The 14,236-nt window shown below is 75.0% G+C and carries 15 protein-coding genes; 8 read left to right on the forward strand and 7 right to left on the reverse strand.

Translation table 11 applies throughout. From position 1 onward, the window contains the following. Positions 1–53: 53 nt before the first annotated feature. Complete coding sequence (locus ACZ4VT_RS21470; RefSeq protein WP_467951741.1) at positions 54–731, forward strand: hypothetical protein; 678 nt, start codon at positions 54–56, stop codon at positions 729–731. A gap of 79 nt (positions 732–810) precedes the next feature. Continuing rightward, positions 811–2,274 carry a PepSY-associated TM helix domain-containing protein gene (locus ACZ4VT_RS21475; protein ID WP_467951743.1) on the forward strand — a complete coding sequence of 488 codons (1,464 nt, stop codon included), beginning with the start codon at positions 811–813 and terminating at the stop codon, positions 2,272–2,274. Between the two features lie 86 nt (positions 2,275–2,360). Here ACZ4VT_RS21475 and ACZ4VT_RS21480 read toward each other — a convergent pair whose 3' ends face one another. The 3 genes from ACZ4VT_RS21480 to glnII form a co-directional block, all read right to left on the reverse strand. Beyond that, positions 2,361–2,969, reverse strand: a complete 609-nt coding sequence (locus ACZ4VT_RS21480) for a winged helix-turn-helix domain-containing protein (protein ID WP_467951744.1) — start codon at positions 2,967–2,969, stop codon at positions 2,361–2,363. A gap of 342 nt (positions 2,970–3,311) precedes the next feature. Then, positions 3,312–3,950, reverse strand: coding sequence for a DUF6891 domain-containing protein (locus ACZ4VT_RS21485; protein ID WP_467951746.1), 639 nt, complete (start codon positions 3,948–3,950; stop codon positions 3,312–3,314). Between the two features lie 87 nt (positions 3,951–4,037). Further along, positions 4,038–5,057 carry a glutamine synthetase gene (glnII, locus tag ACZ4VT_RS21490; protein ID WP_467951747.1) on the reverse strand — a complete coding sequence of 340 codons (1,020 nt, stop codon included), beginning with the start codon at positions 5,055–5,057 and terminating at the stop codon, positions 4,038–4,040. 212 nt (positions 5,058–5,269) lie between these two features. Between glnII and ACZ4VT_RS21495 the strand changes: the two genes are divergently transcribed. Further along, positions 5,270–6,187: a Gfo/Idh/MocA family protein gene (locus ACZ4VT_RS21495; RefSeq protein ID WP_467951773.1), complete on the forward strand. Its 918-nt coding sequence runs from the start codon at positions 5,270–5,272 to the stop codon at positions 6,185–6,187. Between the two features lie 33 nt (positions 6,188–6,220). On the opposite strand, the gene ACZ4VT_RS21500 is transcribed toward ACZ4VT_RS21495, so the two are convergent. Both ACZ4VT_RS21500 and ACZ4VT_RS21505 read right to left on the reverse strand, forming a co-directional pair. Continuing rightward, positions 6,221–6,751 (reverse strand): hypothetical protein, encoded by a 531-nt coding sequence (locus ACZ4VT_RS21500; protein ID WP_467951749.1) that lies wholly within the window; start codon positions 6,749–6,751, stop codon positions 6,221–6,223. A 47-nt stretch (positions 6,752–6,798) separates the two neighbouring features. After that, positions 6,799–7,278 (reverse strand): MarR family winged helix-turn-helix transcriptional regulator, encoded by a 480-nt coding sequence (locus ACZ4VT_RS21505; RefSeq protein WP_467951751.1) that lies wholly within the window; start codon positions 7,276–7,278, stop codon positions 6,799–6,801. 48 nt (positions 7,279–7,326) lie between these two features. On the opposite strand from ACZ4VT_RS21505, the gene ACZ4VT_RS21510 reads away from it, so the two are divergent. After that, positions 7,327–8,163, forward strand: coding sequence for an alpha/beta fold hydrolase (locus ACZ4VT_RS21510; protein WP_467951753.1), 837 nt, complete (start codon positions 7,327–7,329; stop codon positions 8,161–8,163). A 776-nt stretch (positions 8,164–8,939) separates the two neighbouring features. Here the strand turns inward: ACZ4VT_RS21510 and ACZ4VT_RS21515 are convergent. After that, positions 8,940–9,311, reverse strand: coding sequence for an ArsC/Spx/MgsR family protein (locus ACZ4VT_RS21515; RefSeq protein ID WP_467951754.1), 372 nt, complete (start codon positions 9,309–9,311; stop codon positions 8,940–8,942). A gap of 107 nt (positions 9,312–9,418) precedes the next feature. Between ACZ4VT_RS21515 and ACZ4VT_RS21520 the strand changes: the two genes are divergently transcribed. Beyond that, positions 9,419–9,670, forward strand: coding sequence for a hypothetical protein (locus ACZ4VT_RS21520; RefSeq protein ID WP_030707561.1), 252 nt, complete (start codon positions 9,419–9,421; stop codon positions 9,668–9,670). 25 nt (positions 9,671–9,695) lie between these two features. Here the strand turns inward: ACZ4VT_RS21520 and ACZ4VT_RS21525 are convergent, their stop codons facing one another. Continuing rightward, positions 9,696–10,775: a PP2C family protein-serine/threonine phosphatase gene (locus tag ACZ4VT_RS21525; RefSeq protein WP_467951756.1), complete on the reverse strand. Its 1,080-nt coding sequence runs from the start codon at positions 10,773–10,775 to the stop codon at positions 9,696–9,698. Between the two features lie 89 nt (positions 10,776–10,864). Between ACZ4VT_RS21525 and ACZ4VT_RS21530 the strand changes: the two genes are divergently transcribed. From ACZ4VT_RS21530 to ACZ4VT_RS21540, 3 genes are all read left to right on the forward strand, one after another. Further along, positions 10,865–11,617 carry a VIT1/CCC1 transporter family protein gene (locus tag ACZ4VT_RS21530; protein ID WP_467951758.1) on the forward strand — a complete coding sequence of 251 codons (753 nt, stop codon included), beginning with the start codon at positions 10,865–10,867 and terminating at the stop codon, positions 11,615–11,617. A gap of 137 nt (positions 11,618–11,754) precedes the next feature. Further along, the gene (locus ACZ4VT_RS21535) at positions 11,755–12,642 is read left to right on the forward strand and encodes a TIGR01777 family oxidoreductase (RefSeq protein WP_467951760.1); all 888 of its coding nucleotides are present in this window, start codon (positions 11,755–11,757) and stop codon (positions 12,640–12,642) included. A gap of 196 nt (positions 12,643–12,838) precedes the next feature. Continuing rightward, the gene (locus ACZ4VT_RS21540) at positions 12,839–14,110 is read left to right on the forward strand and encodes an NAD(P)/FAD-dependent oxidoreductase (protein WP_467951762.1); all 1,272 of its coding nucleotides are present in this window, start codon (positions 12,839–12,841) and stop codon (positions 14,108–14,110) included. Positions 14,111–14,236 lie beyond the last annotated feature (126 nt).

The raw sequence follows: 14,236 nt of genomic DNA on the forward strand, positions 1-14,236 counted from the left end.
CGTACATGTCCGGCACTGATATCCCTCTGACTGGCCTTCTGAGTGCTTTTGCCGTGACCGGCGCGCTCGCCTGGCTCGCCGCCGGCCGGCGGCGCGGTCCCGTGGGCATCACCGCGGCCGTGCTCTCCGTCCAGGGCGTGCTGCACCTCCTCTTCTCGGGGAGCCGGGCCACGGGGCACGCCACCGCCGCGCCCGCCGCGATGGAGGGACACCACCACCACGTACCCGCCGGCGGCCCCGGCGCGGGGCACATGGCGGGTGCGGCGGACATGGCGGGGAGGCCGGACGCGGCGGGGAGCGCGGACGCGGCAGGGGTCGCGGACGCGGCAGGGATCGCCGACGTCCCCGGGATGGCCGACATGGCGAGCTTGGCCGACCTGGCCGACCTGGCCGCGATGGCCGCCCACGGCGGCGCCGGGATGATCGCCGCACACCTGCTCGCCGGACTGCTCTGCGCCGCCTGGCTGGCGCGCGGCGAGGCCGCCGTCTTCCGGCTGGCCCGGGTCCTGGGAGCCGCCGCGCTGCACGCGGCCCGGCCGCTCGCCCGCGCAGTCGCCCTGGTACGGGCGCGGGTGGCCGCCGTACCGGTTCCGCCCGTCTTCCCCGCCCCCTACGAGCACCCGCGCGGCCTGCGCGGGGCCGTGCACGCCCATGCCGTGGTGCGCCGCGGGCCCCCCGGACCGGGTCCGTTCCCCCGCTTCACGGCCCCCGGCCGTCCTGCTCGCGCCTGACCCGGCGCTCCCTCGGCACGAGGGATGGCGAGACCTGGGGCCGATGTCCCCATGCCTTCGCCAACACCGAGGAACCCCCATGTCTCTTGACGAGGTTCAGGACGTCCGCACCCCGGACGCCGACCCGGCCGACCTACCCAAGAGCCGCGGCGGCGGCTGGTCCGCCCTGCGGCCGCTGCTTCTGCGCATGCACTTCTACGCGGGTCTGCTGATCGCTCCGCTGCTCCTCCTCGCCGCCGCCACCGGCCTGCTCTACGCGGCCTCCTGGCAGGCCGAGAAGATCGTCTACGCCGACGAGCTGACCGTCGCCCGCGTCGGCGAGAGCGTCCTGCCGCTCAGCGCCCAGGTCGCGGCCGCCCAGGGAGCCGCCCCCGAGGGCTCGGTCGTGTCCGTGTGGCCGGCCCCCGACTCCGAGGCCACCACCCGGGTGATCATGGAGAGCGAGGGGCTCGCGGAGGGCCAGACCCTCACCGTGTTCGTCGATCCGTATACGGCCGAGGTGCGAGGGCAGCTCGAAACCGCCGGTGACGCGCTGCCCCTGCGGGCCTGGCTGAGCGAGTTCCACTCCAGCCTCCAGCTCGGGGAGTTCGGCCGGAACTACAGCGAACTCGCCGCCAGCTGGATGTGGGTGGTCGCGCTCGGCGGACTCGCCCTGTGGATCGGCCGCCGCCGCAAGCGGAAGGCGCAGCTCGTCCTTCCGGACCGCAAGGCCACCGGCCGCCGCCGCACCCTGTCCTGGCACGGGGCCGTCGGCCTGTGGGCCGTCGCCGGACTCGTCGTCCTCTCCGCCACCGGCCTGACCTGGTCCAAGTACGCCGGCGAGAACATCGGGCAGCTCCAGGACAGCCTGGGCGGGGCCACGCCCGCCGTCTCCGCGAAACTGACCGCCGGCGCGGACTCCGGCTCCGACGAGCACGCCGGGCACACCATGCCGGACGGCACGCCGATGGCCCCGACGCCCGCGCCCACCGCCGACGTCGGCCTCGACCAGGCCGTCGCCGCCGCCCGGGAGGCCGGAGTCACCGAGTCGATCCGCGTGACCCTGCCCGCCAAGGGCAAGGGGTACGTGGTCAAGGAGCAGGACAAGCAGGTGCCGGTGCACTTCGACGCGGTCGCGGTCGACCCCGCCGACGGGCGGGTCATCGACGAACTGCGCTTCGCCGACTACCCCCTGCTCGCCAAGATGACCCGCTTCGGCATCGACCTGCACATGGGTCAGACCTTCGGTCTCGCCAACCAGATCGCGCTGGCCGCGCTCGCCGTCGCCGTGATGTTCCTCGTGTTCTGGGGCTACCGGATGTGGTGGCTGCGCCGGCCGACGAAGGACCGCAAGCTGTCCGTGGGCCGGGCGCAGCCGCGCGGCGCCTGGCGGAAGCTGCCGGTGACCACGCTCCTGCCGCTGGCCGCGGTGACGGCCGTGGTCGGCTGGTTCGTCCCGCTGCTCGGGATCAGCCTGGCCGTCTTCGTCGTGGTCGACGTCCTGCTGGGCTTCGTCGCGGGCCGCCGCGCCAAGGCGGCCGCCCCGGCCGCCCCGGCGGCGTGACCGCCTGACCGCCTGACCGTCCGACGCACGCGGGCCCGTACTCCATCCCGGAGTACGGGCCCGCCGCGTACGGTCGCCAAGGCCGGTCAGGGCGCGTACTTGTAGCCCACCCGGCGCACCGTCTGGATGGCGCCGCGGTGGGACGCGCCCAGCTTGCGGCGCAGGCGGGCGATGTGCACGTCCACGGTCCGGCCGTCGCCGACGTGGCCGTAGCCCCAGACCGTGGTGACCAGCTGGTCCCGGCTGTGCACCCGGTGCGGGTGCTGCACGAGGTGGGCCAGCAGCTCGAACTCCAGGTAGGTCAGGTCGAGCACCCGGCCGTCGACCTCGGCGGTGCGCTGCGCCGAGTCGATGCGGACCAGGGCGTCACCCGCCGGCGCGGCGGCGGTGGGGGCCGGGGCCGGGACCGCGGTGGGCGCGGCCGGGGCGGCCACGGTGTGCGGGGCGAAGCCGAGGGGCGGCTGCTGGTCGGCCGGTACGAGCACCAGGTAACCGATCATCGGCGGCTGGCCGGGCAGCGTCGGGAGGGTGTGCTGGGGCGCGGGCAGCCAGGTGGCCCCCGGCGGGAGCAGGTCCACGACCCGGGCCACCTCGTCCCGGTCCACGGAACGCAGCCGGTGGCGCGGATGGGGCGGATAGGGCAGGGAAGCGGTCGCGGCGGAGGCGGCGGAGGTGAGGGTGCGGGTGTTCGCCATGAGTGGTCAGCTCTTTCACGCGGAAGGGTCGGCAGGGAGACGTACGGACGTCATCGATGTCGCACCGCGCAGACCGAAGGCCTGAGGGGAGGTCAGAGGGGGAGATCCCGGAGGCTTTAGAGGGCCGGCGCGTTCTTCGCGCGGCAACACTCCCGGTCGAAATCGTGATCCTGACGGGAGGGCCAGAACGGCTCGAGGTCGCTGCGACCTGACGAGGTGTGCGGGTGGCTGGCCATGGCCCCATTCAAGCAGATGTCATGTCCTGCGGGCAGACCACGTCTCATATCATGGATCGGAATCTCATATTCCGCCACCAGTGCACGCCAAACCGGGACAATCCCATCAACTCCCCAGCCGCTTAAGCCAGTCCACCCCGACAACCCGTATCGCATCGTGGGCACCCCCACTCCACTCCCACGCGAGCCCCTCACCCTCCAGCGCCGCGACGACCTCCCGTCCGACCGCGACCGTGAGCGCCTCGTCGGGCTCGAACGCCCCGTACATCAGGAACAGGTCGTGGCCCGCGGCCGCCCCCTCGGTGCTCTGCGCGTGGAAGAACACGAACCCGCGCGCATCCTCCTCGCCGTCCGCCCGGATCTCGGCGAGACCGCAGCTGCGGCAGCAGGTGAAGTTCTCCCGCGCGGTGACGCCCGACGCCTCCAGTGCGGCGAAGGCGCGGGTGATGCGCTCCGGGTCGGTCTCGCCCACCCAGTCGGCCTGCTCGGCCAGCCGCTCCCGCCAGAGCCGGTCCACCAGGTGCGCGGCCTGGACGGCGGAGACCGGCCGGACGTCGCCGTCGACGAGGTACTCCTCGGCGGACTCGGCCAGCGCCCCAGGCCCGTCATAGCCGCAGCGCAACCACCCGCGCACCGCCTCCGCCAGCTCCCGCTCCACCGCGGGATCGAGGGGCGGCATCTGCATGCCCGACGCGGGGTGTTCGTAGGACTCGCCGGGCTCCGTCTGGATCCTGATCGCCATCATCCGGTCACCGTGGCACGGGGGACTGACAACGCCCGCCGGGCCTGTGGGGGCGCGGCGGGCGTTGGGGGTGGTGCGGGGGAGCCGGGGTCAGACCAGGCCGTCCTTCTCCAGGCCGGTGCAGCAGGTGTCCGTGATGAGGCGGGTCACCACGTACGGGTCCACGTTCGCGTTCGGACGGCGGTCCTCGATGTAGCCCTTGCCGTCCTTCTCCACCTGCCACGGGATGCGGACCGAGGCGCCGCGGTTCGAGACGCCGTAGCTGTACTCGTTCCACGGGGCGGTCTCGTGCAGGCCGGTCAGGCGGTCGTCGATGCCGGCGCCGTAGTTCTTCACGTGGTCGAGCGGCTTGCTGCCCTCGCCCAGGGCCTCGCACGCGGAGATGATCGCGGGGTACTGCTCGCGCATCGCCTTCGTGGAGAAGTTGGTGTGCGCGCCCGCGCCGTTCCAGTCGCCCTTGACCGGCTTCGGGTCCAGGGTCGCGGAGACGTTGAAGTCCTCGGCGGTGCGGTAGAGCAGCCAGCGCGCGATCCACAGCTGGTCGGAGACCTCCAGCGGGCCGACGGGGCCGACCTGGAACTCCCACTGGCCGGGCATGACCTCGGCGTTGATGCCGGAGATGCTCAGGCCCGCCGCGAGGCAGTGGTCCAGGTGCTTCTCGACGATCTCGCGGCCGAAGATCTCGTCCGAGCCGACACCGCAGTAGTAACCGCCCTGCGCCGCCGGGAAGCCGTTGACCGGGAAGCCGAGCGGGCGGGAGCCGTCGAAGAAGGTGTACTCCTGCTCGATGCCGAAGATCGGCTCCTGCGCGGCGAACTTCTCGGCGACCGGACGCAGCAGCGCGCGGGTGTTCGACTCGTGCGGGGTCATGTCGATGTTCAGGACCTCGCACAGCACCAGGACGTTGTCCCCGCCGCGGATCGGGTCCGGGCAGGAGAAGACCGGGTTGAGCACGCGGTCGGAGGCGTGGCCCTCGGCCTGGTTGGTGCTCGATCCGTCGAAGCCCCAGATCGGCAGCGCGTCGCCGTCCGAGAGGATCTTCGTCTTGGAGCGAAGCTTCGCCGTCGGCTCGGTGCCGTCGATCCAGATGTACTCAGCCTTGTAGCTCACGGGCCCCATCCTCAGACTCTGCGGGTGCTGCTGGTCGCTGCTTCATCGCTGCGGTGATGACCGCAGCGTGCCCGCCCGCGATTTCCCTTCCGTTGCCCATGTGTGAACCCCGTGTTACCGAGGTTTACGCCGCAGGTCGGGTGGGCTGTGCGGGCCGCGAGCGGGTTGGGGGTGGAACGCCCGTCCGGGTGGGGCAGACTGAGCGGGTGAGCATTTCGTCTGATGTGAACCCCATCGGAGAGCCCCGACCGCGGGTCGGACTGCTCGGCACCGGGCCCTGGGCGCACCGCACCCACGCGCCCGCCCTCGCCGCGCACCCCGGCTCCGACTTCGCCGGCGTGTGGGGCCGCCGGCCCGAGGCCGCGGCCGAGCTGGCGCGCGCGCACGACGTGAAGGTGTACGAAGACCCCGACCAGTTGTTCGCCGAGTGTGACGCCGTGGCCTTCGCCCTGCCGCCCGACGTCCAAGCCCCGCTCGCCGTCCGCGCGGCCGCCGCCGGCTGCCACCTGCTGCTCGACAAACCCGTCGCGACGACGGTAGAGGACGCCAGGGCCGTCGCCGACGCGGCCGCCCGCCACGGCGTCGCCTCCGTCGTCTTCCTCACCCTGCGCTTCGCCGAGCCCACCGCCGGCTGGGTCGCGGAACAGGCCGGACGCCCCGGCTGGTTCACCGCGGCCGCGCACTGGCTCGGCGCCGTCTTCCCGCCCGACGGCACGCCCAGCGCGTACGCCGACTCGCCCTGGCGCAAGACCAAGGGCGGGCTGTGGGACGTCGGCCCGCACGCGCTCTCCGTACTCATCCCGGTCCTCGGCGAGGTCACCGAGGTCAGCGCCACCCGGGGCCCCTCCGACGTGGTCCAGCTGGCGCTTCGGCACACCTCCGGCGCGGCCAGCACCGCCGTCCTCAGCCTGGGCGCGCCGCGCGCGGCCGCCGGCGTGGGCCTGCAACTGCGCGGCACCGAGGGCGTGTACGAGCTGCCCGGCTGGAGCGACGTACCGGGGGCCTACGGCCGCGCCCTGGACGCGCTCCTCACCGCCGCCCGCACGGGCGTGCCGGATCCGCGCGGCGCGGAGTTCGGGGCCCGGCTGACGGAGATCCTCGCGGAGGCGGAGGCGCAGCTCCCCGGGTGACGCGGGGGACGGTGTGTCACGTTGACGGCCGCCCTACTTGATGACCGCGTTCGCCACGATGATGGCCAGGCCGATGGTGGCGTCGGCCAGGCCGATCAGCAGGGCCGAGGTCATCCGGTAGCCCACGCGCAGCGCCACGACCGACCCCCACGCGAACAGCAGCGCGGTGTTCAGGCCGAGCCCGGCGGCGGTCACCCCGTAGGAGTCCCAGTCGACGAGCCCGGAGATGACCAGCAGCAGCACGGTGGGGAGGGTGGCCGCGATCATCGGCCACTCGTGCCACAGCGCCAGGACCAGCAGCCGCCACCGGTGCGAGGCGGAGTCCTGCCGGTGGGAGGCCATGTGGTGCGCGTAGCCGTGCGCGAGCGCGGCCGTGGCCGCCGTGACGAGCACCCAGCTGGCGTCGTAGAAGGGGGTGAAGTCCCCGCCCTTCTGGTCCAGCGCGGCCAGCAGTCCGCTGGCCAGGACCGTCCCGTACACCCCGCCGAACATCCAGTCGGCGCCCCGCCGCGCCGGCGGCACCGGACGTGCGCCAGGGCTGGTCTGGGGCTGCTGCTCGTTCACGACGGGTCCTTTGGTGTGCTTCGTCCATCTTTGGTACGCAAGCCACCCTACGAGGTGCCAGGTGGGGGCGAGATGAAGGCCGCCGCATCCGCCCCCGCGAACACGGCGTGGGCGGCCGTCAGGAAGCGGCGTACGGTGTCCCGTTCGGCGGGGTCGAAGCCGTCGAGCACCTGGAGCACCCCGTCGATCAGGGGGCCGAAGAACTCCCGGCCCAGACGGATCGCCGCCGGCTCCACGCGCAGCAGGATCCGCCGGCGGTCGCGCTCGTCGCGGACCCGTGCCACGTGGCCGAGCCGCTCCAGCCGGTCGATCACGGCGGTGGTGCCGGCCGAGTTGAGGCCGAGCCGGGCGCCCAGCAGGCCGGCGGTGGCCGGCTCGTCCGCGCGGGCCGCGTCAAGCAGGCAGATCAGGGCCCGTACGTCGGTGGCGTGCATGCCGTTGCGGGCGGCGAACTCCGCTTGGCGCAGGCCGAACTCGACGGTCACCGCCCGCAGGAGGTGCACCAGCTGCAGGTTGTTGTCGTCCACATCGCCTCCGTCTAGAATCTCTCGCTGAGCGAGACATTGGAGCCCGCCATGTCCCCTGCTCCGTCCCGGACATCCTCCTTCCGCGCCGCCTACGACGAGGCGCTCGGCCAGTGGCCCGGGCCCGTCGAGGCCGTCGACCTGCCCACCCCGTACGGGAGCACCCGCGTCAACAGCTGCGGCCCGGCCGGGGCTCCGCCGCTCGTGCTGCTGCCCGGCGGCGGGTCCACCTCCACCGTGTGGGGCGCCGTCGCCGCCGCCGGGGCCGCCCGCACGCACCGGCTGCACGCCGTGGACCTGGTGGGCGAACCCGGACTCAGCGTCCCGGCGCCCGGGCGGGCGATCCGATCCGCCCCGGACCTGGTCGGCTGGCTCGACGCGGTCCTCGACGGGCTCGGCGCGCACGGACCGGTGACGCTCGGCGGGCACTCGTACGGGGCGTGGATCGCCGCCCACTACGCCGCCGGGCGCGCGGCCCGGCTCGGCCGCCTCCTGCTGATCGACCCCACCCAGGTCTTCACCGGGCTCCGCCCCGGGTACGTGCTGCGCGCGCTGCCCGTGCTGGTGCGGCCCACCCCGGAGCGGATCCGCTCCTTCCTCGGCTGGGAGGCCCGCGGGGCCGCCCTCGACCCGGCCTGGCTGCGGCTGCAGGAGGAGAGCGCCGGCTTCCCCTCCGTACGCCCGGTCACCGGGCCGCGCCCGGCCCTGGCCGGGCTGGGCACGCGGGTCGACGTCCTCTTCGCGGAGCGCGCCCGCTGCCATGGCGCGGGCCGCGCGGCGCGGGTCGCCCGTGCGGGGTTGCCGGGTGCGCGGGTCGAGGTGCTGCCCGGGGTCGGGCACCACGCGCTGCCGCTGACCGCGGCCGGGCAGATCACCCGCCGCCTCTGACGGCGCCGCCGCCACCCCTCCCGGGGCTCCGCCCGGACCCGCTCCTCAAACGCCGGAGGGGCTGGCTGGTGCGGCAAGGCCGAATGGTGCGGCTCAAAGCCCGGGGCTCCGCCCCGCACCCCGCGCCTCAAACGCCGGCGAGGCTGGATTTGGTGCGGCGCGGCTGAAGTAGTCCGGCGAGGCTGGAAGGTGTAGCGGAGGCTGGAGTGGTGCGGTGGGGTTGGACGGTGCGGCTCAAAGCCCGGGGCTCCGCCCCGCACCCCGCGCCTCAAACGCCGGCGAGGCTGGAGTAGCGCGGCGGGGCTGGATTTGGTGCGGCGCGGCTGGAGTAGTGCGGCGAGGATGGAACTTGTGCGGCCCGGCTGGATGGTGCGGCAAGGTCGCAGGGGCTGGGTCAGCAGCCGGGACGGTTGGGTCGGGGTCGGGTGTGTGTCGGGGTGATCCCCGCAGGGCGTCGAACGCAAGGTGCCCCCAGCTGTCCGACCCCTCGTCACGTTCGGCGCCCGAGGAGACGCCCCGGCGCGCGCCCGACCCCGGCACAACCGGCCCCCCCCGAAGCCCGGGCCCGGCGAGATCGGCCCCCATGACCGGCCCGAGCGGCGCAGCCACCCGGCCCGGCCCCAGCCCAACCGGCCCCACCCGCACCCCGGCCCGAGCGGCGCAGCCAGCCGGCGCTCGGCTCCGGCCCAACCGGCCCCGGCAACCGGCCCCGGCACAACCGGCCCCCGCCCGAGCGGCGCAGCCAACCGCAGCCAACCGGCAGGCAACCCGCCGGGCTAGGCCCTGCGGGAGAGGGCCTCGCGCACGGCCTCCTCCGAGCGGGCGACCACCGCCGAGCCGTCCTCGGCGGTGATGATCGGGCGCTGGATCAGCTTCGGGTGCGCGGCCAAGTGGGCGATCCACTGCCCGCGCGCCGCGTCGGTCGCCTCGCGCGGCAGCTCCCGTACGCCGGTCTCCCCGGCCAGCGGATCCGAGGTGCGCGTGATGTCCCACGGCTCCAGCCCGAGCCGGCCGAGCACCTCGCGGATCTCGTCCTCGGAGGGCACGTCCTCCAGGTACCGCCGCACGGTGTACTCGGCGCCCTCGGCGTCCAGCAGGGTCAGTGCGCTGCGGCACTTGGAACACGCGGGATTGATCCAGATCTCCATGCCGCCAACCCTATCCAGGGCCGGTCTGGCCAGGGGCTTTTGTCAGTGGTCCCCGGTAAAATCGAGGGAGAACGACAGGAAGCCAACTACCGTTTGGGAGGCTGTAGATGGCCACTGCCACCACCGTCCAGCCCGTCAAGAAGAAGCCGCTGCCGGCGGGCCTGCCCCGCGAGTGGTACGAGAGCCACAACCGCCGCCTGAAGGCGATGCGGCTGGCGATATCCCTGCTCGACTCCGGGACGTACGACCCCCGGCGCGCCACCAACCGGAAGATCCGGACGATGGCCGTCCGGACGGGGATCCACCGGCCGTCGAACGTCACCTGCAAGATGGTGCGCGCGTTCATCAAGGAGTCGTAGGCCGGGCCGCCCGGTCATCCGCCGCTCATCCCGATCCGTCCGGGGAGAGCAGCAGCAGGGCCACGTCGTCGCGCGGACCGCCGTCCGTGAAGGCCGCGAGGTCCCGCCACACCGCCCGGACCAGGCCGCCCGGGTCCCGTGCCAGCACGGGCACCCGGGCGGCCAGGGGGTAGAAGTGCCCCGCCGCGTCCCGGGCCTCGGTCACGCCGTCGGTGTGCAGCAGCAGCTGGTCCCCGGGCCGCAACGGCAGCTCCGCCACCGCCGGGGGCGGCCCCGCGAGCCCCAGGCCCAGCGGCGGGCCCGGTTCCACCACCAGTTCCTCCACCACCGCCCCGCGCAGCCGCAGGGCCGGCGGATGCCCGCACGACACGATCCGTACGAGGTCCAGCCCCGGCGGGAACTCCAGCAGCACCGCCGTCGCGAACAGCTCGGGGTGCTCGACGGAAGCCGCCTTCGCGTCCGCCACCAGCCGCCGGTCCAGCCGGCCCGCCACCGCCGCCAGTCCGCCGTCGTCGATCACGCCCTCGCGGAAGGCCCCGAGCAGCGCCGCCACCGTGCCCACCGCCGCCAGGCCGTGCCCCTGCACGTCCCCGACCAGCGCCCGCACGCCGTACGGCCCGGCCCGTACGTCGTACAGGTCGCCGCCGACCAGGGTGCCGCGCTGCGCCGCCCGGTAGAGCCCCGAGCAGCGCACCGCGCCCACCCGTTCCGGCACCGGCGGGAGCACCGCCAGCTGGGCCGCCTCGGCCACCGTCCGCACGCTGACCAGCTGGGCGTCCCGGCGCTGCCGGACCCAGGCGATCACCACGCTGAGCAGCCCGACGACGGCCACCGTGGCCAGGTCCGTGCCGCGGGCATGACCGACGCCGAGGTCCGGCAGCCCCAGCAGCAGGAGGACGACGGCGGCGAAGACCGCGGTTCCGCCCGCCCCGTACGCGAAGGCCGCCACCGGGGGCAGGCCCGCCAGGAAGAAGCCCAGCTCCGCGCCCGGAGTGAGCGCCTGCGCGAGCACGAGCGCCACCAGGGCCGCCGCGGGCGCGATCCGGGCCCAGCGCGGCGGCGGCTCCCCGCGCAGCCTGCCAGGCTCCTCGCGTCCGCGTCTCACCCTTCCACCCTGGTACGCGGGCCCGGCCCGCGCACCCCGGACCGGCCCGCCGGGTGGCCTCGTACGGCCCGTGCCGGGAAAGTGGTGGCGTGACGGGAAACGAGGGCTCGGGGAAGGCGCCCAGCCGGGCGCACATCGAGGCGCACGGAACGGGCGACGGCGCGCAGAGCGCCGAGATCAGCACCCGGCTGAACTGGCTGCGCGCGGGGGTGCTCGGAGCCAACGACGGGATCATCTCCACCGCAGGCCTGGTGGTCGGCGTGGCCGGGGCCACCACCTCCCGCTCCGCGATCCTGGCGGCGGGGGTCGCCGGGCTGCTCGCGGGCTCCCTGTCGATGGCGGCGGGGGAGTACGTCTCCGTCAGCTCGCAGCGGGACTCCGAACGGGCCGCGCTGGACATGGAGCGGCGGGAGCTGGCCGAGGAGCCGGAGGCGGAGCTCGACGAACTCACCGACCTGCTCGCCGAGCGGGGGCTGAGCCGGGGGGTGGCCCGGGCGGCGGCCGAGCAGCTGACGCAGCGGGACGCGCTGCGGGCGCACGCCCGGGTGGAACTCGGGATCAACCCCGACGAGCTGGCCAACCCCTGGCACGCGGCCTTCGCCAGCCTCATCGCCTTCACGGTGGGGGCGGTGCTGCCGCTGCTGGCGATCCTCCTGCCGGGGCCGTCCGCGCGGGTACCGGTGACGGTGGTGGCGGTGGTCGCGGCGCTCACGCTGTGCGGGGTGCTGAGCGCGCGGCTCGGCGGGGCGCCTGCGCTTCGCGCGGTGGCGCGGAACGTGGGCGGGGGCGCGCTGGCCATGGCCGTCACCTACGCGGTGGGCACCTGGCTCGGCACGACCTGAAGACCGGGGCTCCCTTTTCGGCCCCGCCGGCGTGTGAGGCGCGGGCGCGGAGCGCCGTGGGGTGACGGGCGGGAGGCAGGGCGCCGCGCCCGGAGGCGTACGGTCGGCGCGGCCACCCTCCGGGGAAGAATGGACGCATGCGTATCGCAGTCACCGGCGCGACCGGGCTCATCGGCAGTGCACTCGTGCGGTCCCTCCGGGCAGACGGGCACGAGGTGGTGCGGTTCGTGCGGCGGGAGCCGGCGGCCGCGGACGAGCAGCGGTGGGACCCCGCGCGCGGGTACGTCGACCCCGCGGGGCTGGCCGGCTGCGGGGCCGTCGTGCACCTGGCCGGGGCCGGCATCGGGGACCACCGGTGGACGGCCGCGTACAAGAAGGAGATCCGGGACAGCCGGGTGCTCGGGACCGCCGCGATCGCCCGGGCCGTGGCCGCGCTCGACGAACCGCCCGCCGTGCTCGTCAGCGGTTCCGCCGTCGGCTACTACGGCGACACCGGCGACCGGGCCGTGGACGAGGACGCCCCCGCCGGGCAGGGCTTCCTGCCCTCGGTCTGCGTGGAGTGGGAGGCGGCCGCCGCCCCCGCCCGCGATGCCGGGATCCGGACCGCCTACGCCCGTACCGGACTGGTCGTCTCCCGCGAGGGCGGGGCCTGGGGCCGGATGTTCCCCCTGTTCCGTGCCGGTCTCGGCGGCCGGCTCGGCGACGGCCGCCAGTACTGGCCGTTCATCTCCCTCCGGGACGAGGTCGCGGCCCTGCGCCACATCATCGACACCCCCGGCATCGAAGGCCCCGTCAACCTCACCGCCCCCGAGCCGCTGACCAACCGCCAGGTCACCGCCGCGATGGGCCGGGTGCTGCACCGGCCCGCGCTGCTGCCCGTACCGGCGCCGGCCCTGCGCCTCGTGCTCGGGGAGCTCTCCGCGGACGTGCTGGGCAGTCAGCGCGCCCGTCCCGCCCGGCTGCTGGCGTCCGGCTTCGTCTTCCGCGACCCCGGCATCGAGCAGGCCATCCGCGCCGCGCTCTGAACGGCGTACCCGAGTGCCGCGCGTGCCGGCCCGGGGAGGCGCGCCGCGTGCGACCGCCGTGCGACCGTTCGTGACCCGGATGCGACCGTCGTGCGACCGGAGTTGACCGTAATACCCAGTCGAACTCGGGTTCCCGTGGAGCCGGTTGGGGGAAGGAGGATCCCCACACAGCCGCGCCGACCTCGGGGAGGGGCACGTGCTCAGCAGCGCACACCATGCCGCGCACCATGCGGACGTCGTCATCGTAGGAGCCGGAGTCTCCGGACTCGCGGCCGCGCAGCACCTGATCGCAGCGGGAGTCACGGTCACCGTCCTGGAGGCCGCGGACGACCCCGGCGGCCGGATGGCCACGGAGTCGGCCGACGGGTTCCGGCTGGACCGGATCGGCCAGCTGCTCAACACCTCGTACACGGAGCTCGAACGCACCCCGGGCCTGCAGGCCCTGACCCTGCGGCCCTTCGTGCCCGGGGTCCTGGTCCACACCGACGGCAAACAGCTGCGGGCCGGGGCCCTCACCCCGGCCCGGGCCCTGGCCAGCGGCTCCCTGGACCAGGCCCGGCTCAGCGCCGCCCTCGGCCGGCTCGCCGCCCTGCCCGAGGACAAACTGCTCGCCCGTCCCGAACGCACCGCGCACGCCGCCCTGCGCTCCCGCGGGCTGCCGCCGCGCACCCTCAACGGGGTGCTGCGGCCGCTGCTCGCCGCCCTGCTCCGCGATCCGGAGCTCACCACCTCCAGCCGGGTCGCGGACCTCGCCCTGCGGACCTTCGCCCGCGGTCGCCTCGCCGTGCCCGAGGGCGGCGCGGCGGCCCTGCCCGACCTGCTCGCCGCCGCCCTGCCGCCCGGCACCGTCCGGACCGGCATCCGGGTCAGGTCGGTGGCGACGAACCTGGTCACCACCGAGGAGCACGGCGACTTCAGCTGCCGCTCCGTCCTCCTCGCCACCGGCGCGCGCGCCGCCGCCGAGCTGCTGCCCGGCCTGCGCGTGCCCGCCTTCCACGAGGTCACCGTCCTGCACCACGCCACCGCCACGCCCCTGTCCCGGGACGGCTCGCTGCTCCTGGACGCGGACCCCAAGTGGCCCGTCGCGCACACCGCCGTGATGAGCGCGGTCGACCCGACGCGGGCCCCGGCCGGCCGGAGCCTGGTCACCACGACCGTGCTCGGACCGCCACCGCCCGTACGGACGGTCGCCTCGCGCCTCGCCCGGCTCTACGACACCGCCGCCCGGGAGTGGGAGCTGCTGGCCGTCCACCACACACCCGAGGCGGTACCCGCCATGCCCCCGCCCCACGACCTGCGGCGCCCGGTACGGGTGCTGGCCGGGCTGTACGTGTGCGGCGACCACCGCGACACCAACACCGTCCAGGGCGCCCTGCACTCGGCACGCCGGGCCGCCGGCGCCCTCCTGCGCGATTTCGGCATCCCGCTCCCGGCCACCGCGGAGCCCGCACTTCCGGTGGCGGCCTGAGAACCACCCGGCCCGGGGGGGGGGGGGGGGGGGGGGGGGGGGGGGGGGGGGGGGGGGGAAGGGGGGGGGGTGGGGGGGGGGGGGGGGGGAGGTGCGTGGGGGGAGGGGGGTGCGGGCCAGGAGTAG

It is taken from the genome of Streptomyces sp. NPDC029164 (genome assembly GCF_055563995.1).